19 protein-coding genes and 1 riboswitch are annotated in these 25,977 nt (G+C 44.9%); of the genes, 9 read left to right on the forward strand and 10 right to left on the reverse strand.

The genetic code is table 11. From position 1 onward, the window contains the following. Positions 1-110: 110 nt before the first annotated feature. The 8 genes from DWZ03_RS05480 to DWZ03_RS05515 form a co-directional block, all read right to left on the reverse strand. A complete protein-coding gene (locus DWZ03_RS05480; RefSeq protein ID WP_120129128.1) occupies positions 111-1,664 on the reverse strand; it encodes a carboxypeptidase-like regulatory domain-containing protein in 1,554 nt (517 codons plus the stop codon). Beyond that, positions 1,661-2,521, reverse strand: a complete 861-nt coding sequence (locus tag DWZ03_RS05485) for a FecR family protein (RefSeq protein WP_044468136.1) — start codon at positions 2,519-2,521, stop codon at positions 1,661-1,663. Before DWZ03_RS05485 ends, DWZ03_RS05480 begins: the two co-directional genes overlap by 4 nt. Beyond that, on the reverse strand, positions 2,518-3,069 hold the full coding sequence (locus DWZ03_RS05490; RefSeq protein ID WP_005831734.1) for an RNA polymerase sigma-70 factor: 552 nt from the start codon (positions 3,067-3,069) through the stop codon (positions 2,518-2,520). Before DWZ03_RS05490 ends, DWZ03_RS05485 begins: the two co-directional genes overlap by 4 nt. A 51-nt stretch (positions 3,070-3,120) precedes the next feature. After that, positions 3,121-4,383: a carboxypeptidase-like regulatory domain-containing protein gene (locus DWZ03_RS05495; RefSeq protein WP_044468135.1), complete on the reverse strand. Its 1,263-nt coding sequence runs from the start codon at positions 4,381-4,383 to the stop codon at positions 3,121-3,123. A 234-nt stretch (positions 4,384-4,617) separates the two neighbouring features. Beyond that, positions 4,618-5,646, reverse strand: a complete 1,029-nt coding sequence (locus tag DWZ03_RS05500; protein ID WP_016272786.1) for an iron ABC transporter permease — start codon at positions 5,644-5,646, stop codon at positions 4,618-4,620. Positions 5,647-5,727: 81 nt separating this feature from the next. Beyond that, positions 5,728-6,861 (reverse strand): ABC transporter substrate-binding protein, encoded by a 1,134-nt coding sequence (locus DWZ03_RS05505; RefSeq protein WP_044468140.1) that lies wholly within the window; start codon positions 6,859-6,861, stop codon positions 5,728-5,730. Positions 6,862-6,866: 5 nt separating this feature from the next. Then, positions 6,867-7,985: a YncE family protein gene (locus DWZ03_RS05510; RefSeq protein WP_016272788.1), complete on the reverse strand. Its 1,119-nt coding sequence runs from the start codon at positions 7,983-7,985 to the stop codon at positions 6,867-6,869. A 53-nt stretch (positions 7,986-8,038) separates the two neighbouring features. After that, positions 8,039-10,054, reverse strand: a complete 2,016-nt coding sequence (locus DWZ03_RS05515; RefSeq protein WP_120129130.1) for a TonB-dependent receptor plug domain-containing protein — start codon at positions 10,052-10,054, stop codon at positions 8,039-8,041. Between the two features lie 59 nt (positions 10,055-10,113). Then, positions 10,114-10,313, reverse strand: a riboswitch (cobalamin riboswitch). 100 nt (positions 10,314-10,413) lie between these two features. On the opposite strand from DWZ03_RS05515, the gene DWZ03_RS05520 reads away from it, so the two are divergent. Continuing rightward, a complete protein-coding gene (locus tag DWZ03_RS05520) occupies positions 10,414-11,646 on the forward strand; it encodes a Cof-type HAD-IIB family hydrolase (protein ID WP_057089719.1) in 1,233 nt (410 codons plus the stop codon). 24 nt (positions 11,647-11,670) lie between these two features. Here DWZ03_RS05520 and DWZ03_RS19950 read toward each other — a convergent pair whose 3' ends face one another. Further along, the gene (locus DWZ03_RS19950) at positions 11,671-11,838 is read right to left on the reverse strand and encodes a hypothetical protein (protein WP_153881101.1); all 168 of its coding nucleotides are present in this window, start codon (positions 11,836-11,838) and stop codon (positions 11,671-11,673) included. A gap of 654 nt (positions 11,839-12,492) precedes the next feature. Between DWZ03_RS19950 and DWZ03_RS05535 the strand changes: the two genes are divergently transcribed. The 8 genes from DWZ03_RS05535 (at position 12,493) to DWZ03_RS05575 (ending at position 25,420) form a co-directional block, all read left to right on the forward strand. Beyond that, positions 12,493-14,229: a YqiA/YcfP family alpha/beta fold hydrolase gene (locus DWZ03_RS05535; protein WP_016272791.1), complete on the forward strand. Its 1,737-nt coding sequence runs from the start codon at positions 12,493-12,495 to the stop codon at positions 14,227-14,229. A 136-nt stretch (positions 14,230-14,365) separates the two neighbouring features. Continuing rightward, on the forward strand, positions 14,366-16,090 hold the full coding sequence (locus tag DWZ03_RS05540; RefSeq protein WP_165859850.1) for a GNAT family N-acetyltransferase: 1,725 nt from the start codon (positions 14,366-14,368) through the stop codon (positions 16,088-16,090). A gap of 6 nt (positions 16,091-16,096) precedes the next feature. Further along, entirely contained in the window at positions 16,097-16,888 is a 792-nt protein-coding gene (locus DWZ03_RS05545) for a DNA-processing protein DprA (protein ID WP_133303150.1), read from the forward strand. Next, complete coding sequence (locus DWZ03_RS05550) at positions 16,885-17,451, forward strand: metallophosphoesterase (protein ID WP_016272794.1); 567 nt, start codon at positions 16,885-16,887, stop codon at positions 17,449-17,451. The genes DWZ03_RS05545 and DWZ03_RS05550 overlap by 4 nt, the downstream gene beginning before the upstream one ends. A 170-nt stretch (positions 17,452-17,621) precedes the next feature. Continuing rightward, on the forward strand, positions 17,622-17,714 hold the full coding sequence (locus DWZ03_RS05555; RefSeq protein WP_080782291.1) for a DnaB-like helicase C-terminal domain-containing protein: 93 nt from the start codon (positions 17,622-17,624) through the stop codon (positions 17,712-17,714). Positions 17,715-18,186: 472 nt separating this feature from the next. After that, positions 18,187-23,061: a RecQ family ATP-dependent DNA helicase gene (locus tag DWZ03_RS05565; protein ID WP_120129137.1), complete on the forward strand. Its 4,875-nt coding sequence runs from the start codon at positions 18,187-18,189 to the stop codon at positions 23,059-23,061. Between the two features lie 66 nt (positions 23,062-23,127). Continuing rightward, a complete protein-coding gene (locus tag DWZ03_RS05570) occupies positions 23,128-24,705 on the forward strand; it encodes an ATP-binding protein (protein WP_120129139.1) in 1,578 nt (525 codons plus the stop codon). 4 nt (positions 24,706-24,709) lie between these two features. After that, positions 24,710-25,420 (forward strand): hypothetical protein, encoded by a 711-nt coding sequence (locus DWZ03_RS05575; RefSeq protein ID WP_120129141.1) that lies wholly within the window; start codon positions 24,710-24,712, stop codon positions 25,418-25,420. A gap of 410 nt (positions 25,421-25,830) precedes the next feature. On the opposite strand, the gene DWZ03_RS20160 is transcribed toward DWZ03_RS05575, so the two are convergent. Beyond that, entirely contained in the window at positions 25,831-25,977 is a 147-nt protein-coding gene (locus DWZ03_RS20160) for a DUF5989 family protein (RefSeq protein ID WP_230583511.1), read from the reverse strand.

Below are 25,977 nucleotides of genomic sequence, written 5' to 3' on the forward strand. Positions count from 1 at the left end.
CTTTAAATTTAAACTAATACCGGGGACAAAATTACAATAAAAAAACAAAATAGAGATAATTTTAGTGTAGAATATACAATCTAACCACCGCAAACGATTGAGGGCCATGTTTACGGAGCTTCCGTCTGCTCTATCTTCAGGGAGACCTTCTCGATAATCTTTCCAAGCTCCTCTTCCAGCGGAATCACATTGAAGTCGCCCCAGAAATCGGCATCATACTTGAAGTCGGTTTCAGAGAAGACGGTATGCACCGGCAGCCGTTCCGCACGCGGGAAGCGCGTCACGTTTTCCCCGTCAATCCGGCAAGTCACCATCTCGAACCAGGTATACAGAGTGGGATTACTGAAGAGCATGCGTTTTCTCTTCATCTTGAAGTAAAGGTCGCCACGGATGTGGTGGACATAATAGGTACCGTTCCAAGGTTTGTATGAGACGGTATAGACAAGTTTCTCCGTTGTCAGCTTGATTTTCGGTGCCTGGCGTATCACGAAAAGCCGTGTGGCAGCCTTCACATACCGGGGATGAATTTCGAAGCGAGCGCGTAGCAAGGCGCTGTTCTCCGAGTCTATATAGAGTTCTCCGCAGAACAAAGGTTCCTTTACCCCCCGTTTCTGCTCAAAATAGACGACGTTGGCAGTACGGTCGTCCACCGATACGATGTCGCCCGAAGTATAGGTATAAAGTTCCTCGCCGGATTCCAGCAAGAGGAAGTCGGGAAGATTCTTCATGATGTCCAACTGCAGACACGCCTCCACCCCGGAGCTGATTTTGGCAAGCACACTGTCCGTCTGCTCCCGGTTATCTATCTTGCTCATCTTGAGCAGTTTCACCTGGTCTTTCTGTCCGGGTTCCATCGTCGGTGATTTGTAGACCTTGAAAACGGCCTCCGTCAGGCTCTGGAACTTGTTCTTCAGTTGTACACCTTCCCGGTAGAAGGTGGTCAGATAGACCGGAGAAGTGGAGCAGTTCCTATCCCGGTGCTCTATCATCTCGCGAAGCAGCTTTTTAGGCTCCACCAGGCGGATAAGCACTTCTTGCAAGGAAATGACTTTCGGCTCAAGGCTCAGGACATTGCTGCGTCCTTCCAAAGCAGAGGCTTCCACCGTTTGCCCCACATAACCCAGATGGGAGAAGGAGAGCATGCAGCGCCTCAACGAGTCGGGCAGGTTGAGCCGGAATTCACCGTTCTGGTTGGTAATGTTACCCAGTGAGGTTCCTTGTGCGATGACCGACGCACTGACGACGGGCTCTCCCGTCTCCTTGTCCAACAGGATTCCGGCAATGGTGGAATACGCCGGTCGGGGCGGCAGGAGTACCGTTTCTTCCATACTCTTCCTTTCTGCCGCCCGTGTTATCAATATATGGTTGCCTAATACCTTCAATTCGAGGTTCCGACTGCCGGTTATCCTATGAATGGCCTGTCTCACGGAACACTCCTGCTTCCTAACCCTCACTACTGAGTCGTTATGGATGACCTTGCTGTCATAGATAAACAGATAGCCGGACTGCTCCGAGACTTTCCCCAACAGCGCATAAACCGTTCCCTTCATTCCGGGCAGCCGGACGATGCGGTCCAGCACATCGCCTCCGTCCGCTCTTGCACTGCCCGCCAGGAAGAAAATGAAGAGTGAAAAATGGAGAATGAAGCATTTCATTGAATTCATTGTTCCGACAATATCAGTCTATTGCCCTGACGTGTACACTTCAAGTCGAACGTCCAGCATATCAGCTCGGCCACAGACTCCGGGGAGTTATTCGAAAATTCGACCGTCAGCCGCCTTTTGCCCAGGGTTGGCGACGCGGCTTCTATCTGCCAGCCGGCAGACTCCTTATTGATAGCACGCAGCACATCCTCCAGGCACTCGTCCTTGAAACGGATGTTGCTGGTGTAACGGTCAAAGAGCTCCGGATTCTCCGTCTCGCTGACGAGCAGACTGCCCCCCTGCAAGATAACCGTTTCTCCCGCCTCTACAAAGACCGTCTGTTCCTCTTGTTTCAGCAGCACCTTCACCTTCCCGCGCTTCACGGACAAGCTGAAGGGGGCCCCTTCATTGCTCCTGACATTGAAAGCCGTGCCCAGCACCTCCACACGCACCCTCGCCGTCTCAATCGTAAAAGCCTGCTCGGGTTTCTTTGCCACATCGAAGAAGGCTTCACCCTGCAGGTTCACTTCCCGCTTGTCTTCCGCAAAATGTTCGGGATACTTCAGCGTACTTTCCTGCGCCAGATATACCACCGAACCGTCTTCAAGGGTCTTGACCAGTGTGGGCTTCTCCCGGTTCTCCTCCGTCAGCAAGCTACGACTGTCCCCACCTTGTTCCGGTACGGCCCACCATGCGGCAAAACATACGATTCCGGCAATCACGGCTGCCGCAACGCTCCCCCACTTGAGGTAAAGCCTGCGGTGCATTGCCGGAGCATGTTCCGCATCTGCCGGCAGCAGGCAGTCCGTTTCGAAGCGGGCATAAAGCCGTACCCATGCCTCGTCGGTCCTTGTCTTCTTTTTATCTACTTCCATCATTGTGTCCGGATATAATTATCAATTTCATTTCGTAAGGTTCGGAGTACCTTGGTCATTTCCGCTTCCACCGTCTTGACGGACAACGAAAGCGACAAGGCAATCTCTGCATATTTCTTCCCCTCCATGCGGTGCATCCTGAAAATCTGCTGCCGGCGCCGGGGCTGCTTGTCGAGCGTATGCCGGATGAGAGTCCGTAGTTCCTCGTACTCCAAATGCGCGTGGGGGTCGGACGAATAGCCCGGCCCGGACTCCGTACGGACAGATGCCCGATAGCGCTCCTTGACCTCCTGATGCTCACAAAACTGCACGGCTTCATTCCTCACAGAACGGTAGAGATAGCTTTTCACGGACTGGAATACTTGTAACCGCTCCCGGTTCTTCCACAGCACGTAGAACAGCTCCTCCACAATTTCCTCGGCAGACGCCGTATCACCCGTGATGCCCGCAGCATACCAGCAAAGAGGGGAATAATACCGGCGGAAGATTCCTTCGAACGCCTTTATATCGCCCTCCTTTATTCTGGCCAGTATCATCAGTTCGTCCAGCATACACGGTGTTTTTTCTCGGTTGCTCCAAATATAAGGAAAACTATCAGATAATCAATTGGATTGTTTCCGCAATTTGCTGACTGCATTCTCCAGGGATTCCGTAGGTTCTATGATATTGTAGTTCCTCCAGAAGTCTTCGTTCCAGTACTCATCCACCAGGTCGTAGAATACCTGCTTCCGTTTGAAGGTGTTCTTGTTGGAGATGCCGGAGAGAGGGCTTTCCGTCCTGTCGGTCACCACCATTTCAGAGAAAGCGGTGTAGCTGGAGGAGAACAGCCTTTTTTTCCAGTCGCATTTAAAGCGGATGACATTCCGTATATAGTTCAGGTAAGTCTTGGCCCCCTGCTGCTTGTAGGTCACCAGATAGGTGACTTCCTGCGGGCGGAACCGTAAGCCGACGGGCTTCTTATGCAGAATGGCCTCCACTGCCTTCACCCGGTTTGCCATGTCCAGGCCAAACTCGGCACGTGTAAAGGAAAGCCGTTCGTAGTCTATATACAGTTTCCCGATGAACAAGGCATACATCAGGCTGACCCGCGGACGGAAGCTGACCACATACTGCATGCGGTTATCCAAATTGACGGGGTCCTCCATACGGAATTCATAATAGTCCAGATTGTCCGTGCTCAACAGCGCATCGCCATTCTTCACAATGTCCAGATAAAGGGACAAATTGGGGCCTCCCACCACTTTCACAGCCAGCGTGTCACTCTGCTTTTGGCTCAGCAGGCGGCGGCCTTTCAGCAGCTGCACCTTGTCGCGGTCCACATCGCGGGAGTTATAATCCGTCTTATAGACATCCATCACTGCCTCGGACACGCTGATATAGCGGCGGCGCTTCTGCACGGTTTCCCGATAGAAGGCGGTCAGCATGTTGTCATTGCCAGAATAGTTTACTGGAATTTTCTTGATGGCCTCTTCCACTATGACGCGGGGATTATTGCCATAGACCACAATCTCGCTCAAAAGATTGGGAGCCGGTATCATCCAGATGGTCAGCCCGCCCGTTTTTTCAAGTTCTTCCAGAGAGAGGTGTGTAGTGAGATAGCCGATATGGGAGACTTCCAGTCCACGGAAAGCTTCCGCTTCCGCTACTTTCAAGGAGAATGTGCCGTCGGCATTGGTCACCGTTCCGATATTGTTGCCGACAACAGAGACGTTCACGTTTTCGAGTTTCTTCCTGCTGTCCTTATTCTTGACCGTACCGGTGATGACGAGCTCGTTCACTGCCGCGTCCTGCGCCATCAACGGGGTGATACCCGAAGATAAGAATGCAAACAAACACCCAAGTGTAAATCCTACAAAGTTTTTCATAAGGCATGTTTTTAAGGGGTTTCTATTAATAAGAGCGGTGAGGAAGATAAAACCCTATAGAATGGAGAGAAAAATACAAAAAAAAGTAGCACGTTGATAATCAGAGAGAAATTTTGCCAAGACATTGCCATAGGTTTGGCAAAACTTTGCCATGCCTATGGCAAAAGTTTGCCAACGCGGTGGCAAAGTCTTGCCAATAGTAAGGCAAAAACTTGTCAAGCTGTCGGCAATAGCTTAGTTGAATTGTTGGGGCTTCCGCTGGCTCAGAATAACGTAGATGATGACCGGCGCACCGATAATGGGCGTGACGGCATTCAAGGGGATAATACCCGCTTCGCCGGGCAAGACGCAAATCAAGTTGCAAAGCAGTGCCACTGCACCGCCACTCAGGATGGTGACCGGCAATAGGGAATTGTGATTGGCTGTCCCCAATATCATGCGGGCCACATGCGGCACGGCCAGGCCAATAAAGGCGACCGGACCACAGAAAGCGGTGGTGACAGCCGTCAAGAGCCCGGTGATAATCAAAAGCCAGTTGCGCACACGGCGGATATTTACACCTAGATTTTCGGCATAGCGCTCTCCCAGCAACAAGGCGTTCAGGGGCTTTATCAACAATAATGAGCCGAACAGTCCCACAATAGTGACCAGCGCAAAGGCCGGCATCTGCTGTAGGGAAACTCCACCGAAGTTGCCCAGCCCCCATATCATATAGGACTGCACCCCCTCTGCCGTAGCAAAGAAGTTCAGCAGGGCAATGGCCGAAGAAGCGATGTAGCCTATCATGATACCCGTTATCAGCAGCATGACATTGCTCTTTATCAGCGTGGAAAAGAAAAGGATAAGTGCCATAATCAGCATGGCTCCGATAAATGCGCCAAGCAGTACGGAGAAGAAGCCGGACAGACTGAACACCCCTGCCGTGATGCTGCCGCCAAACAGCAGCATGACGAAGGCCACTCCCAGACTTGCCCCGGCGTTGATGCCCAGAATGGATGGTCCTGCCAGCGGATTCTTGAAAGCCGTCTGCAACATCAGTCCGCAGACAGCCAATGCGCCACCGCAAAGCAGCGCCGTCAGCGCTTGGGGCAAACGGGATTCCCAAAGGATGAAGCTCCAGCTTGCCTTCTCCCCCTCTCCACCGAGCAGGATACGGAAAACATCGGCAGGCGGAATCGAAACCGACCCCACCAGCAGATTGCCCGCAAAAAGCAATAAGATTACTACTCCCAGCCCGATACCATATTTCCAGCCTTTACTCATAGTTACATTATTTAGCACACAGAGACACGGAGGCACAGAGTTTTCTATTACTTTCACAAAAGTTCCGTATCTCTGTGTTCATCACTCCTTCAGTCTGCAAAAATAGCGCAAACCTCCCAAATCTCCTATTTCGGGATGCAGAATCTGTATTAGGTCGGATAACAAATAATCGGGACGGAACGGAGTCTCCTCGTAGAAAGGAACTTTCGCCGTATTACAACCATAGACATTCCGGGTCTTGAAAGCCTTAAAACCGGTGTAGCCGATATAATCCGCCTCCAAATCAGCGTAGGTCATATCGCGGTCACGGTTGTACTTCACCAGCCAGACGTCGGCATCGCCCGCCTTGTCGAAAACGGTCTCGAAAGCCAGAGGAACAGAACCGCTGTGGGTATCGTCGGCAAAAGCGTAACGCCCGCAAGCATCCTGAAAAAGCCTTCCTATAGTGCTACGCCCTCCCGGAGCGTACCATGCCGAACCACTTTTCATCTCGCTGACAATGGACAGTGAGGTGGAGGAAAGCTTTGCACGCATCTTGAGGCGCCGGTAGCAGCTATCCACCTCGGCAAACAGACTGTCGGCTTGTGGCGCAGCCCCGAAGAGCAGCCCGTAAAAACACATCCATTCGGCACGGCCCAAAGCGGAAGTTTCCATATAGTCGGCACATTCGATGATGGGAATATCCAGTTTCTCGATACGGCCATAACCACCACTGTTCTCGAACGGAGATAGAAGAATGGCATCGGGATGCAGGTCGATGATACGTTCCATATCGGGATTCATACCATCGCCGCAATCGACAATGATACCCCGACGGCAAGCCTCGTGCACGGCCGGCAGCTTAATGTACTTCAGGTCGCAAACGCCGCCGATACTACTGAACACGCCCAGATTATCCATCAACCCGCAATGTACGGAAGAGTAAATGACCGATTTGGAGAGCGGGGTACGCACCACGGTACCTTCCGGAAGATGTGCCGGGAGTTCACGGTCTTTAGGAACCAGGATATAGGTATGCAGCGTGTGCAACGTATCCCAGGGATTGCGCAGGGTGGCAAGGGTATAGTCGGGATAGGACACTAAGGTAAGGTTCTCCGCATAACGTAAGGGAATGGTGTCACCGTCGGGCAAAGCAGAGGCAGTCTTGCCCCTTCCCCCGCAGGAGAAAAGAAGCAAGACTGCGAGTATGCAGATAAGAAAGCTGTTCCTTTTCATCGACATTAATTAAAGAAAACAGCGGAATTAGGATTGACACCTCCTGCATCGAACTTTTCTATGAACGTACCGTCTTTCTTGAAACGGTAGATGGTACCGTTCGTAATGAAATCGGAAGTACTGATATAAATATCACCGTTATTGTCGTTTATTGTCAACATATGCAATGTACTCGATACAAGTTCAGCAGGAGCATCTTTCAGGAAAGAAGCATTATTCATCTGTCCCGTCTTGATGTTGTAAGTAAAGAAAGTGTTGACAGTTGTAACCGGTTTAGTACTCCAGTCCGTCATTGAATTCACCAGATACAATATATCATTATTGGCAGCCATATAAGTGGCATTGCCTATCTTGGTAACCTTGTTGCCTTTGGCCGGCTCAATCATCTGCAGCACATAGCCCTCTGCAGAAGAATAATCATCAGAAATGAGGAACACTTTGTCGTCCTCTTCCAGCATTTGTGTATTGGGATTGGAAGCCACTGTCAATGTTTCCTTTAGTGTGAATGTTCGCAAGTCTATCACTTTAACATCATTGTGATAAGTATAGTCAGCAGTACAACTATTCGAAACATAAAGCATGTCCTCACAGATTGCCACACCTTCCAGATTGTCACCAAGTCCGGTCAATTTATCCACTACCTCCAACGTTGTCGCATTGATTTTAGCCACTGCTCCTCCCCAAAAGGAAGCATAGATATACCCATCCTCAGCATCTATATAGCGAATACCAGCACTGAGGTCGTTGTCGCCTACGAACGAAACACGTTTCAACTCCACACCTGCAGCATTCAGCTTGGTCAGATAATTAGAGCCATAAACGGCTATATATATTTCATCTTCATACTCAATCATGCTCTGACCAAGGTCACCCAACTTGGCATTGTTTTGGGTCTTGTAGATATCACTGATAAAATCCGCATCCTTATTGGGTGCATAAAAGGCAAGTCCTGCATTGTTGGCCCCTTGAGAGCCTTCGTTCAGAATATAGACACGCGTCTGCGGCAGTGTCACCTTCGACCCGTCATCATCCAGAGAATCATCGTCGTCGTCACTACAAGATACCAAAGAGGCACCCAAAGCAAGCATGCAGAGCATACCGAATAATAAACTTCTTACTTTCATAATCACTGTTGTTATTGTTTATAATTATTTCTTATTGTTTATAAATGGCTGACTCAAAACTTAAAGGTCCCCGTCAGCCGCCACGAACGGCCCGGCATAGGATAATATTTTATCACGTCATACTGTTCATCGGTCAGGTTTATAATCTCAGCCTGCAACCGGAGTCGGCAACTGCCCAAAGCAAACTCATGAGAGAGGCTCATCGTATGCTCCCAATACCCCTCAATCTCATTCTCCGGAAGGTTCTGCGACAAATAGTAGCGTTTTCCCACTCCCACCACCGAGTAGCCCACATTCACCCACGGCGTTTCCACAATGGCAGACGCATTTCCGCTATGGAGAGGGGTATAAGGCAATTGGTCTTTATAGTTCTTGGCATCGGCATCGGTCAGGTCAATGGCCTTCTGCCACGTATATCCGCCCGACATAACCAGTTTTATTTTTTTTGTCAAGGGTACAGTGGCGGCCAAAGTGGCATCCACACCTGCGGCATGTACCTTGCCGTAGTTTGCCATCTTCCACGCATAGGTGGTGGGAAAAGCCACAATCTTATCCGTCACATCGTTGTAGTAACCGTCGAGCGTAAAGGAAATATAATCGAACACAGCCCATCCGGATTTGCTCCATGTGATACCGACATTATATTCGTCCGCTTTCTCGGGCCGCAGATTGCGGTTGCCCAGCCGGTAGTAATAGAGGTCATTGAAAGTGGGCAGACGGAACGTACTCTTATACATCAGCCGGAGATACAGTGACTCGTCCTGCCACGGCTGCATGCTGACCGACAGAGAAGGGGCAAAACGATGGAAATCGTCGGGAGTCGTACCCTTCTCTGTATGCTCCGACGTGGCGGTATGCACCAACGAAGCGGTGGCCGTGAGCCATCCTTGCCGATAGCGTGCATTGAAAGCACTGATAGAAGTATATCTTGTGGGGAAAGGACATTCCGGCAAGCTGTTGCGTAGCTTGTTCATCACTCCGTCCTGCGCCAACGAAAGGGTCAAAGTTTCCAGAGGACGGTAGAGAACGGTCGCGGAGATATAATACTCGTCTTGCCGGTGATTTTCCCGATAATATCCGTCGGTATATTCCTTGCCTTCATCCTTATACTTGTTCCAGCCATGATTATACTTTGCCTGCGCCTGCAAACTCCATTGGGGCGAAAAATGCTTCCTATAACGTGCCTGTACAAAAGTATTCTCATCCCAAAGTGTCTCATCGGAAAGAGGATTATAGAGTGTAACCGCCCCCGGAAGTCCCCGACGGGAATAGAAGTAGTAGCCTTTCACATCCAGTTCACCGCCATCCTTGAACGTATGATAAAGGGTGGCTTCGCCCTGCCATGAATAGATGCCGGAGTTATTACGTTTCTCTTCCGTCACATATTTGCCATTGACCAGCGTAAAAGGATAATTCCCGTCCGCCCTCATATAACCGGCATCTACCGCCACGCGTGTACGACCGCCCAACTTCTGCCACCAACGCAGCGAAGGGCTGACCATTCCGAACGAACCGCCACGCACCCGTGCCTGGAAAGCGGCATTACGTCCATCGTCAAAATGAGGCTTTTCCGTCTCTATGCCCAGCACACCGGCCGATGCATACAAGCGGGCAGACTGCAACAAGTCCTCCGACTGCCCGATGGCGAGCGAAAGCATGGAAACATTGTCCAATGAAAAACGTCCGATGTCTATCTGCCCTGCCTGACAGTTGCTCACCGCCACCCCATCATAACTGACAGCCGTATGAGCCGCCCCCATATTGCGGATGGAAACCGTTTTCAATCCTCCAATACCTCCATAGTCCTTGACATTGGCACCGGCAAAGCGCCGCACGGCATCTGCCATATTCTGTATTCCCAACCGGCTGATATCCTGCTGTGACATAGTCTGTACGGGTACGGCAGAAGTTACTTTGTTGGGTGACCGACGTGCTGTCACTGTCACTTTCTCTATCTGATACACTTTCCCCGTAATCGTATCTCCCCCCACTTCCTGGGCAGAGAGCCGGAACATGCTTACACTCAAGAAAACGGCACAGACCAATTGTACCTTAGTCCTTCCTGACATAGAATAATTGAAGATTATCTTAAAACCATTTGCGCACTGCCCACTTTCCTCGAATGGACAATTTTTCGACTTTGTTTTGCAGGTCTTCTGACTCGTTCCCGGTGCATCGCCTTCCCATCCTTTCTGAAAGACAGTGGCACAAGTATGATACACCGAACATGGAACTCACAGCAGCGGGACTGTTCGGGACTTTCACCCGATTCCCTTTTCATCCGCTTCTCCGGATAGAGAATGCGGAACAAAACGCAGGCAAAGATAGAATAAATAAAAGAAAATTCAGTAAACAATAAAACGAATATTACCGTTTTAACAGTCATTTTTCTAACTTTGTAACATAATAACCCCAAAATTGAGTTGCCATGAAATATAAATTATTGGTTCTTGATGTAGACGGAACGCTACTCAATGATGAAAGAGAAATCAGTAAAAGAACATTAGCAGCTTTGCTGAAGGTACAGCAAATGGGAGTGCGCATAGTCTTGGCATCCGGTAGGCCGACTTACGGGCTGATGCCATTGGCCAAGGTCCTTGAACTAGGTAATTATGGAGGATTCGTACTCTCCTACAATGGTTGCCAGATAATAAAGGCGCAGAACGGAGAAATACTGTTTGAACGCCGCATCAATCCGGAAATGCTGCCTTATCTGGAAAAGAAAGCCCGCAAGAACGGTTTTGCCATCTTTACCTACCATGATGACAACATCATAACAGACAGTCCGAACAATGAACACATAAAGCGTGAAGCCCAACTGAATAACTTGAGAATAATCAGAGAAGAAGAATTCTCCACTGCCATAGATTTTGCACCATGCAAATGTATGCTGGTGAGCAATAAGGAGGAAGCTTTGGTCGGGCTGGAACAACATTGGAAAAGGCGTCTGGCCGGAACTTTGGACACATTCCGTTCCGAGCCTTACTTCTTAGAAGTAGTGCCCTGCGGAGTCGATAAAGCAAATACCTTAGGCGTCCTGTTAGAACATTTGGGAGTAAAACGGGAAGAAGTCATCGCCATTGGAGATGGCGTATGCGATGTGACCATGCTCCAATTGGCCGGCATGGGGGTAGCTATGGGACATTCACAAGACTCGGTAAAAGTCTGTGCAGACTATGTGACCACATCGAATGCAGAAGATGGAGTGGCTCTGGCCGTAGAAAAACTAATATTGGCAGAAGTACATGCGGCAGAGATTCCCCTCGACTTGCTGAACGAACGGGCACGCCACGCATTGATGGGAAACTTGGGCATCCAATATACGTACGCTTCGGAAGAACGTGTAGAAGCAACCATGCCGGTAGACCACCGTACCCGCCAACCTTTCGGCATCTTGCACGGCGGTGCCACCCTCGCTTTGGCCGAAACCGTCGCAGGACTCGGCTCCATGATAATCTGCGAACCCGACGAAATTGTCGTGGGAATGCAAGTCAGTGGAAACCACATTTCCTCTGCACACGAGGGAGATACTGTAAGGGCAGTAGGTACTATCCTGCACAAAGGACGTTCATCCCATATTTGGAATGTGGATGTATTTACTTCGACAAACAAATTGGTTTCCTCCATACGGGTGGTGAATAGTGTTATAAAGAAAAGGTGAAACATTGCTGGTACATAGTTCATGTTAATCCCCCCGCTCAAGCTTCAGCAGCCAGTTTTTGAAAATCATCAATTTTGCCAGCACGCAGCACTGATTGCTTGTATCGCCCTGTTCATCGGCATTACAGCAGTGCTGGCAACCGTGCTGGCAAGTGCTGGCAAAACGGTTGCCAGCACTACTTTTTCTTCTCATTTACAGCCTTAATCATCTGATAGTAAGAACTTAGCAATGCTTTTTTACCCAATTTTCAATCATATCAAAATAACATCTATTAACACCGATTTGGGGCTTATTCTTCACTTTCCTCGTGCAAATACTGCATTTAGGGGGGAAATCCCGTTGCATACAGTGCCGGAAGTGTGGCTTTTGCTCCCCGAACACGGGTACTTTTTCCCTTGATGCCCTATGTGTAATGCAGAGAAGCTTGATGCATAATTCCCGAAACCTTATTACAAAGCTTCGTCCCATGCACGTGGGCTCGCCGGTTTACGTGCGTGAACCGACGGGCACACATGCGCGAACCGACGAGCCCACGTGCGCGGGACAAGGTTTTACATAAACCTCCGTGATAAAAAGCATGGGGCATACACGGATTCTACCTATACAATCTTCCGGTTTTGCCCTTATCTGAGGGGCGGTCTATCCGTTTATTGTATTGTTTAAAATCCTACTTCCCTGCTGGTGAGAGTGCATTATCAAAGAAAATGCCGGGACTGGAAAAGATTCGGGAGATAAGGGAAAAGGAAAATCAACTATAGACAACCATTATGTTAAAGATATGTTAAAGTTGTACGACTTTGAAATTTTCCAGCTCTGGCGCATATATTTGAATAAAAAACTATTTGTATGAAACAGAAAATATTGTATATACATGGTTTGTCATCTTCCGGCTCATCATCAACAGCAAAGAATTTGCGGATGTTCTGCCCGAATTATGAAATCTTGTCTCCCGACTTGCCCATTCTTCCAGACGAAGCTCTTGATATGCTACGTTCTCTGTGTAAAAAAGAGCATCCGAATATAATCATCGGCACATCCATGGGCGGCATGTTTGCCGGACAGCTCAGAGGTTATCGCAAAATACTGGTCAACCCGGCTTTTCACGTTTCCGAATTCATGCGCACCCAGATTGGTGTTCATGAATTTCTGAATCCCCGCCAAGACGGCAAAACCCAGTACGAAATCACATCCGAATTATGTGATGCCTATCAAGCAATAGAAAAATGCCAATTTGAGGACCTCTCACCATTTGACCAAAACAAGACATACGCCTTGTTCGGTAAGAACGACACTTTAGTACATGGGCATGATGAATTTATTGCCCATTACAAAAAAGACAATGCAAGATGGTTCGAGGGAGAACATCGGCTGAATTTTGAGATTACAAAAGATATTGTTGTACCACTAATACATAAAATCATGAAAGAAGAGATAAAAGAAAAACTCCTGTCATCACCGCTATTCAATTTGTCATTGTCCTCCAAGGAATTGTTTCATAGCAATTTCCTGTCTTGGATAGGAGAACGATACCCTGACCTGTTCATAGCAATATTCGAGGAATTAGGATGTAGTGTAAAATGGAAATCCAAAGCATGGAAAGTAAAAAGAGAACTGTTGAATTTAGACCTATGCGTACAGCTGTGTAATGGTGAGCATATCCCGTTTGTATTGGAGAACAAAGTAAAGAGCATTCCTCGTAAAAACCAGTTGGATGAATATGCAGCTAAGTTAAAACCCACGCCGGAAGATAACTTGATACTATTATCGCTGGCAACAGAGTTTCCAGACAAGAAAGATATTGAAAAAGAAGGAAAATGGAAGATTTGCAGTTACAAGCAGTTGTACGAAGCCATAACCATAACCATAAGCAAGAACAAAAAAAATGATGTGGAAGAACCATACCATCGGGCTTTAATTGAAGATTATTGTCTATTTATACAGAGTTTGCATACTCTTGCTCAAAGTTGGAAAGTAAATGAAGGAGACACGTTCTTGTTAGCGAAGACAAACAAAGAGTATTGCAATGAACTACGGATTGGGGATTTGCAAGACAAGATATGGTACTCGCAACTATGTGTCAAACTCAATCAGCATTTAAATGATTTGTTGAAAGTACGGACTATTTCCGGATTAAACATAGAGGAGATAAAAGGCAAGGAAACTAACTCGAATAAAGTCTATACAAACTGGGGCTTTACTCACGGACAAGGTTTGTTGGAAGCAAAAGTGAAAATTCACAATGAATACATCTTACTGGTGCAACTCCAAGGAGATAGGTATTGCCGCGGTATAGAATGGATAAGAGAAAAGCCTGCTACGCACGAAGAATATTGGGAAAATACAAAAAATGAGAAAATCCCACAATCATTCTTCCAATTCGATGATGAGGCTGTTGAATTTCCCTCCATATGTATAGATGCGAATAAAAAGATAGAAGCAAGGAAGCACAAAGATGGAACCCGTACCTATAATAAATATGGTGACCGTTTTTTGTATCAATCAAAGAAAATACAGGAAAATGCAACAGTGAGCGAGGTGCTGAATGCCATCAAGGAAGATATAGAAAAGATTATCTCCAGATAATTCTGCATTTTCTTTCTCAATTCTGAAATTTTCATCTCAACTTGTATATAATTGAATCGACCGTCAGAAATCCCAAGTTCCGGTTTCTGATGGTCGATTCAATTTTATTAATGCAAGAACAAAAATTATGATAAGTATGAAAATATCAACAGAAAGACTTTGCATCCGAAATGCAGAAACAACAGATGCTTTAGGCGTCTATGAACTGATGAGTGACGAACAGACCGCTCTCCAAACCGGTTTCTCCCCGATGAGCCATCCGAGCGAAGCAGAAGGGAAAATTCGGAAAGAGCTGGTTACCGGTAACCTGTTTGTCATTACCAAAAAGGAAGAAGCACAAAAGGTGATTGGCGTATTTGAGTTATATCCTTGCTCACTTCAAGAAACGAACGGAAACGCTGCAAACTATAAAATCTGCTATTTCCTCCACAAAGAAGCACGAGGGAATGGGTATATGACAGAAACCATAAAATCTATCTTACCCTACCTCTTCAATGAATGCTGTGTAGGTACACTCGTTATAACAGTCTTCCCTCGCAACGACGCTTCGCGCAGGGTGGCAATCAAAAGTGGTTTTATCTTCAAAGGATTGGAACGGGAGCATGGCATTACCGGCTGTGATGAATTGGTAGATGTAGAGGTTTATATGCTCACCAAAGAAGAATACGAATATCCGGGAACGAACAAATTGCAAAAAGAAGATTTAAGAATAATCGAGAAACAGAAATGGATAAACCAAGGCGGCATTCTTTTCCCTATACCCGGCTATGCCTCTTTGATGTCAACACCCGGCAATGGAGTATTCCGAATCTATAAAGAACCAAACACCGGAAGACTTGGATTGGAGAAGATAGACGAAACCTTTGCGTTCAGTTTCAAGATATATGACCTCGAATGCGAAGATGTGATGAAACGGATTATCACAACATGGACTTCGGAATTGTTTGTCAAGAATAATAAGAATCTCGGTGTTATCTTCAACGGTATAAAAGGAACGGGCAAAACCATTGCCGCCAAGTTGCTCTGCAACAAAATCGGACTGCCTGTCATTGTCATTTCCAAACCGATGGATGGTATGCTGGAGTTCATTCAATCACTGTGTTTCGAAGCAATCATACTGATAGACGAAGCGGAAAAAACTTTTGATGAAGAGGAAGATGTATTGCTGAAAATGATAGACGGAGTATATAATAGCAAACGAAAATTGTATATCCTTACGACTAACGAATTGAATATCGACGAGAACCTGTTGGGTCGCCCCGGACGGATACGCTACATCAAAGAGTTCTCCAACCTCTCGGCAAAGGCGGTGAATGATGTGATAGATGACCACCTTACTAATATGTCCTTAAAGGAAAGTATCTTGAAAATGGTGGATTCGCTTTCCATCTCTACCATAGACATTCTGAAAACCATTATCGAGGAATGCAACATTACCGGTGAAATCATCTCTGAAGATATACTCAATGTACCAAGAGCGAAATATAGGATAAACATCATTCAATTCGAGGATTTAGGAACAGATTATTATTGTGATTTGAAAGGATTTATAAAAGCTGAAATACCTGCAAATGTAACCATAGAGGAATGGTTATCAAAATCGGTTGCCGGTAAAAAAAATGTAAGGAACAAAGACATGATAGCCGAGAAGTTTGGTTGCAAAGTGAGTATTCGTTCTCAGTTGAACAGTACTTCTATTGTTCATTGTGGACAACAGGTGTGTAAATACGAAATAGTAACCTGCGAACCGGATGCTCTTGGCTTCTTCACTGTTGAATGTGAATACGACGGTGATATTACGTTGTGCTGCCTGGGCAATGCAAAAGCTACGCCATCTTTATATAAAGGTACTCTATACTGATTGGGCATGGGAAAAAGATTGAACGTAGAACAGATTTTATGTCTACAATGGCTGGGCGTAAAAGCATCTGAAATATTCCGGGCTGATGAAAATTTCTTCAATAATATAGCGAAAGAACGGGATGATTTGGAAGAGCTATTGAACAAGGCCAAGTCACGGATAAAAGAGCAAGAAAGGTTGGGTATCTGTTCATTCCCCTTCCATCATCCCGACTTTCCTCAATGCCTACGTGTCATAGGAGAAGATTGTCCTCCACTCATTCATTTATTGGGAAATATGGATTTATTGGACAGAAAAGCCGTTGCAATCGCAGGAGCAAGAAAAGCCGGGGAAAAAGGCTGTTATATTGCCTATAATTGTGCGGTAGAATGTGCAAAGAATGGAGAAGTAGTTATCAGCGGTATGGCTTTAGGTTGCGACACTGCTGCCCATCAAGGATGTCTTTCTGTTAATGGTAAAACTATCGCTATTGTGGCTTCCGGGTTGGATATTACTCATCCCAAAGAGAACAAGCCACTGCAAGATAGGATTCTTCAAAATGAAGGTCTTCTATTGTCCGAGCAAGTAATTGGCGTGAAAGCCAATCCCACACGATTGATAGCCCGTAATCGCTTACAGGCCGCTTTATGCCAGAAGTTGATTGTGGCGGAATGCCCTATTCACAGCGGAACCATGCACACCGTAAGGTTTGCGCAGAAGTATGAGAAGAAAATATATGCCGGGCAATTCACCCATTACAACCAGGGCAATTCCGGGAACGAATATCTATTGAAAAATAAAATAGCACTGCCGATATGATGATTCGATATAAAGGTTTTAATATCTTCGCATTTTCTGACACACATGGGAAGCACGAAGAAGTTCAAATTCCGCCTGATACGGATATTCTGATTTGTGCAGGCGATGTAGAAACCGATGAATACAACTTTGCCCGATTTATGGAATGGTATTCTAACATTCCTGCACTGCTGCGACTCTTCGTACCCGGAAACCATGATTTGTCATTTGACATATATCCGATTGCTGACGTTCAAAAACAGATACCGAACAATGTGAAACTTTTGTTGAACAATGGATTTTCTTTTAGTGGATTGAATTTCTACTCCATTGAGGCCAGACCTTGGTTGCATACCCCGTTGAGTATTCCTGACAGTTTGGATATACTTGTCACACATGGAGCGGCAAAAGGTTACTTAGATAATGGACATGGTTGCTCACTTCTTGCAGAAGCCATCTCAAAGCATCCACCAAAAGTCCACCTATTCGGACATACTCATGAATGTGGAAACCTGTATTTGAAAACAGATTATACAACATACTATAATGTAAGTCTATATCAAGACTTATTTCAACAACAATAAAGAAAAAACAATGGAAACATTTTTTGAACTGAAATTAAAAAGGAGATACTCATTCTCACATACAAGCCATTAATCTCCCTCCTCTCGTTCCGTACCGGAAACAATCATAGGAAGTCTAAAAAAGGAATTAGCTGAATACAGAAGGAAATAACTTACGTGGTACAGCAGAAATTATTATTGCTCAAAACAGGAATGGAGATACGGGAATCGTGCGTTTGAAGTTTAATGGAGAGTATTCAAAATTTGAGAATTTAGACGATTAACACTTTATTCTGTGTCTCCCGAAAACTATAAGGTTGATAAGAAGGACTACTTGTGATGCAGTCAAGCGAGCTCATACCCTCCCCCTGAAACACAAAAGCGTGCAACTCACCAGAGCTGCACGCTTTTGCTTATTGTTTATTATCTGTTTCCTTATCGGAATCATTTGACTTCCTCAAAATCAACGTAATATATCTATCAGCGACTTACGTACACGTGTTGCAAATATAACGCAAACCCGAAAATAAGCATTCATAAGCAACACACGCTCTTGCTCACAAAAGTAGGATTTTTATTCATAAACAACGAGATGTAAACGCATAAAAATCAAAAGAAAGCGATGTTTTTAACAGATTCTTCGGTTTTATCCTTACCTTTGTGTATGATATTGGGATGTTATACCCAAACAACAATAAGAAAACGATGCAGATACATAACAAATTCAAGTTGTAAAACTATTTATTATATTGAGATATGTCAATATGGAGCAAACTCATAGGAATCAAGAAAACCGAGGATAGAAACAATATCATCGGCAATAAAACCACCTCTGTACCATGTAGTGCCCACAATTATGCCATAGTAGATGTTGAAATAGGCTTGAAAGACCATAGAACCCATGATATAGGAGCCCTCAAGCATGATAACACGACATTTCATAAAATCTCAAAAGAAGAACTATTCATTTTCTTAAACGATGTAGACTACATCTGCGGACACAATATCGTTCACCATGATGCTAAATACCTGTTTACGGACAAAATATGCCGCTGGATTTTAGTTGATACACTTTATGTTTCGCCTTTACTGTTCCCTGAACGCCCTTACCACAGGCTTGTGAAAGATGACAAACTGATGAGCGAACAAATGAACAATCCGGTGAACGATTGCAAGAAAGCAAAAGACTTATTGTTGGATGAAATAGCATGCTGGCATTCATTACCGAAAGAAAAGCGTATACTATTTGCATCGCTGCTGAAGGACAAGAAGGAATTTGAAGGATTTCTCAGTATGGTAAGTGCGGAGTATATCCATAAAGGAATACCTGAACTTATTAAAGAACTTTATGCCGGAAAGATTTGCCAACATGCCGATCTTCACATGCTCATCAACCAATATCCATGCGGATTGGCATACGCATTGGCTCTGATTGACACCACCGATTACCGCTCCATCACTCCCGGATGGGTACTTTATAATTATCCGGAAGTGGAATTTATCATAAAACTCCTGCGACACACTACTTGCAAAGAAGGCTGCGACTACTGCCATACGCAATTGGATGTGCTCCATAACCTAAAAACATTTTTCGGATATGAGCGCTTCCGAACATACGAAGGCGAGCCACTGCAAGAACGTGCTGCCCAAGCTGCGGTAAAAGGGAAATCGCTGCTGGCAATATTTCCTACCGGCGGTGGTAAATCACTTACCTTTCAACTGCCTGCACTCATGGCGGGACACTCCGTGCACGGGCTTACGGTTGTCATCTCCCCCTTACAGTCCTTGATGAAAGACCAGGTAGACAACCTTGCCGACAGAGGAATCACGGATGCCGTAACCATAAATGGGATGTTAGACCCTATCACAAGATCACTGTCCATACAAAGAGTACAAGACGGAGAAGCCTCGTTGTTGTATATCTCTCCCGAAATGCTCCGTTCAAAAACAATCGAAAAAATATTGATGGCGCGCCACGTTGTAAGGTTTGTGATAGACGAAGCGCACTGCTTTTCTTCATGGGGGCAGGATTTCAGAGTTGACTATCTCTACATTGGCAAATTCATCCAAAAATACCAGCAAAAGAAAAAATGCAAAACCCCGATTCCTGTATCCTGTTTCACGGCCACGGCAAAACAGAAAGTAATCCAAGACATCTGTGACTATTTCAAGCAGACTTTGGATTTGAACTTGGAATTATTCGCATCAACAGCCTCAAGAACAAATCTACACTATTCCGTCATACATGTAGAGAATGACAATGACAAATATTTAAAACTGAGAGAACTTGTAGCAGAAGCCGATTGTCCGACAATTGTTTACGTGTCACGCACCAAACGGACAAAGGAACTGGCTGCAAAACTGACTCGTGACGGTTACAAGGCACTCCCTTTCAATGGGAAAATGGAAGCCGATGAAAAAATTGCCAACCAAGATGCTTTTATGAACGATCAGGCACACATCATCGTGGCCACGTCTGCATTTGGTATGGGAGTCGATAAGAAAGATGTCGGTCTTGTAGTGCATTATGATATTTCCGATTCGCTGGAGAATTATGTACAGGAAGCTGGCAGGGCAGGTCGTGATCCTGGTCTTAGCGCACGTTGTTATGTGCTTTACAGTGACAATGATTTGGACAAGCATTTTATATTGCTAAACCAAACGAAACTTAGCATTAGTGAAATACAACAGGTATGGAAAGCCGTCAAAGACCTTACCAAACACCGTATGAAAGTCAACTGTTCTGCGTTGGAAATTGCCCGGCAAGCAGGATGGGATGATTCGGTATCTGACATTGAGACCCGTGTACGGACAGCATTAGCAGCTTTGGAACAAAGCGGATACTTGGTAAGAGGAAACAATGTACCTCATGTATATGCCACGGGAATAACGGTAAAGAATATGGACGAAGCAAGAGAACGCATAGCAGCATCACTACTTTTTGGCAACGATGAAATAGAAAAGGCAGTCCGTATCATCAAGTCATTGATTTCTCAAAAACATATCGCCAAGGCTCAGGATTCGGAAGCAGAATCACGAATCGATTATCTGGCAGACATTTTGGGACTAAGCAAAAGAGATGTTATATCTGTAGTGGAGCGCATGCGACAGGAAGGTATATTGGCAGACAGTAAAGATATATCTGCCTATTTGCAGGATGCAGGTGATTCGGAACGAAAGTCACAAATTCTCCTCGAACGCTTTGCAAAACTTGAACAATACATCCTTAATCATATTCCCGACGGAACTTTACGAATATCATGCAAGCAACTGAATGAAAATGCCGTGAACGACGGAATCAGCACATCCAAAGAAAAAGATATCCGGACGCTGCTCTATTTCCTCACCATCAAGGGGTACACCCGTAAGAAAGAAGATGCGGTCCGCAATATGGAAATAAGTCGCCAGGCAGACTTGGAGTCTACTATGAGACGCTTTGAGAAGCGATTGGAGATAAGCCGTTTTGCCGTGGAATGGCTATATCAATCAGCTTCTTATGCAGAAAAGGAAAACATGCCCGGTAAAGCCATCCAGTTCTCCGTGGTAGAACTTCTGAACCGAATAAAGTCAAGCACTCAATCCCTTTTCAGCAGACTTGATGACATTCAATTAGAAGACGTGGAAGAAGCACTTCTGTATTTGTCGAAAATCGGTTCACTAAAACTTGAAGGCGGATTTTTGGTACTTTATAATGCCATGAATATCCAAAGAATAAAGGACAACAAGTCGAGATACAAGCAAGACGACTATCGGATGCTCAACGAATTCTACAAGTTGAAAATCCAGCAAGTGCATATTGTAGGCGAATATGCCAATCTGATGGTAAGAGATTATCATGCGGCCTTGCAATATGTTCAGGACTATTTCCAAATGGACTACAGAAAGTTTGTCATAAAATATTTCAAAGGAGACAGAGCAAACGAGATACAACGTAACTTGACACCACAGAAGTACAAACAATTGTTCGGACAATTATCCAAACGGCAAATGGATATTATTTCCGATAAGGGTTCACGTTGCATTGTAGTCGCAGCCGGCCCAGGTAGTGGAAAGACACGTGTATTGGTCCACAAACTGGCCTCACTTCTGCTACTTGAAGATGTGAAACACGAACAGCTCCTGATGCTAACCTTTTCAAGGGCAGCCGCTACGGAATTCAAACAAAAGCTCATGGAGTTGATAGGCAACGCCGCCCACTTTGTCGAAATAAAAACATTCCACTCCTATTGTTTTGACCTCCTGGGACGGATAGGAAATCTTGAAGAATCAAGAAATGTCGTTTCAAATGCAGCCGAGATGATATGTCAAGGAGAAGTAGAACCCAATAAGATTGGCAAGACGGTGTTAGTCATAGATGAGGCTCAGGATATGGGAGCTGAAGAGCATGCGCTTGTAAAGGCTTTAATGGCTAATAATGAGGAGATGCGTGTGATAGCAGTGGGAGACGATGACCAGAACATCTATGAATTCCGCGGTTCCGATTCCGGTTATATGTACCGACTGGCGCAAGAAAGCGGAAGCACGTTTGTCGAAATGACCGAAAATTACCGCAGTGCGCGCCAGCCGGTGGATTTTGCCAACGGATTCTTGAAAAATATACATAAAAGGATAAAAAGTACACCAATTATCTCCATGAGAAAAGAAAAGGGTTGGGTTGAAGTGATACGCTATCAATCGGAATATATGTATCAGCCGCTCGTCGAAAACTTGCTTCAACATAGGGATAAAGGAACTTCTTGTGTACTGACCCAAACAAATGAAGAGGCCGTTATCCTGATGGCTCTTTTGCGGAAACATGGCATAAACAGTAAACTGATACAATCAATGGACGACCTACGTTTTTGGAATATGGCCGAAATGAGATATTTCCTGAGGTATATAAACAAGCGGATAAAAACACCGTTAATCACGGAAGAACTGTGGGAAGAAGCCAAGCATAACACCTTCTCTACTTATGACAGAAGTCTAAGCTTGATGTATGTGAAGCGGTGTGTGGAACTGTTTGAACAAACCAACAAAACAAAATATTTCAGTGACTTCAAGGAGTTTGTATTTGAGTCGTCAGTGGAAGACTTTTGCGACACATCAGGAGCCGACGTTGTGGTATCAACTATTCACAAGGCCAAAGGCAGAGAGTTTGACGATGTGTATATGCTCATATCCGACAATTATGTAAAGGATGCCCATCTGATGCGTCGATATTACGTAGGAATAACCCGTGCGAAAAACAGGCTGTTCATACATACAAACGGTGATTGTTTCAATCATTTGAGTGCAGACCGCTATCTTATAGATCAGCGACAATATGACATGCCTGAAGAAATTGTACTGCAACTCTCTCACAAAGATGTCAATTTGGGATTCTTCAAAGAACGGAAACAAGAGGTTTTAGCACTAAGAGGAGGAGATTCTTTAATTTACAATGATTTCTTCTTGTATAGTTCATCGACCGATAAACCTATAGCAAAATTATCATCAAGAATGCAGGGCACGTTATCTGAATGGGAACAAAGAGGTTACAAGGTGAAATCCGCATCTGTACGGTTTGTTGTGGCATGGAAGCCCAAAGATGCACCGAAAGATGAAACGGAAACGGCTGTTCTCTTAGCAGACTTGAGACTTTCTTTGTAAGTTAAAACACTTGAAATTATCATATTATCACTACCTTTGTGATAAGAATTAAATATTATACGAATAATGCAGATACATAACAATACATTGATAACAGAATGCTCAGCTTACGATTTCAAGGAAATGCTGGAACGTAAGAAAGTGAAGTCGTGGCTTAAATCCGTGTCGGCTTTTGCCAATACGGACGGTGGCAGTTTGTTTTATGGAGTGAATGATGACGGCGTAATTGTAGGGTTGGAGAATCCACAAGCCGATGCTGATTTTATCAGTGAAATGATAAAGGCACGACTTGACCCTGTGCCGGAAGTTCAACTTATTCCGATAGAACACGAAGGGCATACCCTGCTTGAAGTGAAAGTAAAGACAGGAACGCTTACACCTTATTATTACTATCAGGATGGAACACGTACCGCATATATGCGAATTGGCAATGAAAGCGTGGAGTGTAATTCGCAACAACTTCTTTCATTGGTATTGAAAGGTACGCACATGACTTGGGATTCACTGCCTACCCAAGTGGATGCCAGCAAGCATTCTTTTGTTATCCTTGCCAATACCTTCCGTGAGCAAACCCATCAGGAATGGAATGACAAATATTTGGAATCATTTGGACTGGTAACTCCTGATGGCAAACTGACCAATGCCGGATTGCTGTTTGTGGATAATTGTACCGTATTCCAATCACGTATTTTCTGTACCCGTTGGACTGGACTCTATAAAGATGATGCCATCAGTTCCGTAGAGCATCGGGCTAACCTTGTATTGCTATTGAAATACGGCATGGACTTCATCAAGAACTATACCATGAGTGGTTGGGTGAAGATGCCGAACTATCGTCTAAACCTCCCCGACTATTCAGACCGTGCCATCTTCGAAGGATTGGTAAACCACCTTATCCATCGGGATTACACCGTGATGGGTGGTGAAGTACATATTGACATTTACGATGACCGAGTAGAACTAGTATCACCGGGCGCAATGCTTGACGGTACACAGATTCAAGACCGTGACATATACAAAGTGCCGTCCATGCGCCGCAACCCTGTCATTGCAGACATGTTCACACAGTTGGACTATATGGAGAAACGTGGCTCCGGTTTACGCAAAATGCGGGAGCTTACGGAAAAACTACCCAATTTCCTGCAAGGCAAAGAACCTCAATATCAAACGGAAGCGACTTCTTTCTACACCACTTTCTATAATCTGAACTGGGGTGACAACGGAAGAATACCTGTTGAGGAAGTGGCTAACAGGGTAAACAGTACCCTCGAAAAGTACCCTGAAAACGAAGAAAGTTCGGTGGAAAAGTTCGGTGGAAACAGCAAAAGTTCGGTGAAAACCTTTGGTGATACGCAAGAAAGTTCGGAGAAAGGTTCGGAGATAATCCCAAAAGGTTCGGAGAAAAAGTTCGGAGATTCGAAAAACAAATCTAAAAGCATTGGGAAAACCGCACAAAAGATTATTGATTTCGTCATTTCCGACCCATCAATGTCTGCAGAAGCAATGGCCTATAAAATAGGAATAAGCTCCCGAGCCGTAGAAAAACATATTTCAAAGCTTCGTTCTATGGGGATTTTGTCTCGTGAAGGAGCAGACCATGGTGGCTATTGGCGCATTATTGTTAACCCTCAAACTGAGCAATAAAACTATGGAGACATCTTTCATACCATTCAGTGCAATAATTGCCGTTTTGATTATCGCCTTTTTGTTTGCCTCTTTACCGCAAGTAAGCCACAAGATGCGATACAGGGTACTTTATGCAATAGCCATCATCATGCTATTAGCTGTAATCCCTATTAGTGAATATATGACTGGTGACACACAAAACTCAAGTAACAATTATCTGCTTGTCCTAATATTCGATATTGCAGTAGGATATTTCTGTATGTACATTGCTGCTTTGCTGAAATTCAACGTTCTTAAACGAAAGAATCAAGCATTAGAAAACGCCTTGACAGAAAAGCAACAAAAAAATGTAGCAATCCTATTGGAGCATCAAAACGAAAAGCAACAAGCACTTCAGCAAAGAGAGCTTGAATGGTTGGCTGGAAAAATAAAGATGTTTACCGAAGAAGAACAGGAAGCTATTCTTGCCAGTGCTTGCGCATTTGCAGAACACGATTTGATAATCACTCCCTCAATAACCATTCAGTTAAAAGATACATGTAGTCAGCAAGCTCTTATGTACTTTGTTTGTTCCGCTTTTTTCAACATGGGTAAGAAGCGTAGTGATATTGTAAGTTTCTTATCGCAGATCTTTCCGCTTTACTTTCCTACAGGAGAAAGTGTATTGGCTAAAAAGATGCCGGGAGTTGAAAAGGTAAAGGAAATGAGAGAGAAGGAAAATAAATCTAAGTAAGGATATTCAGTAAATGTCCCTAAAAATAAAATGGTATATGAAGATGATAGACTCTAATCATCCCATATGCCATTTTTATTGTAAACGGTATAAGTCTGCATAAACATTTAGGGGGCAGGATGCTTACGATGATAACACCTAACATAATAAACACTTGCCTTGTTGAGTGTTCTGCCCTTTCAATGATGTCCTCTATTTGTTCTCTTGTCATAATCCAATGTTTTATCCCATGTGAATAAAATCATCTTGACTATAAGTTTTGTTGAAAGTAATCCATCTACCTCCTCTGTTACTGTGCATGAATATATGATATGGCATTATCACAAATAACCACACAAGTGTCAACAAGACCGTAACAATAGCCTTATTTATAATCTTTCCAACGGATCTGATATGTGCAATTTTTTTCATTAGAATAATGTGTAAATGAATGGCGCTATTGCAGAATCCGCAAAGATTACGAATAGCCCAACTATCAACAGCAACAGAATGATTGGTGCAAGCCACCATTTCCGTTGTGAGTATATGTATATAAACAGTTCCTTTATTAAATCCAT

This window comes from Bacteroides sp. AF29-11 (assembly GCF_003602895.1).
Taxonomy (GTDB): Bacteria; Bacteroidota; Bacteroidia; order Bacteroidales; family Bacteroidaceae; genus Bacteroides; species Bacteroides uniformis.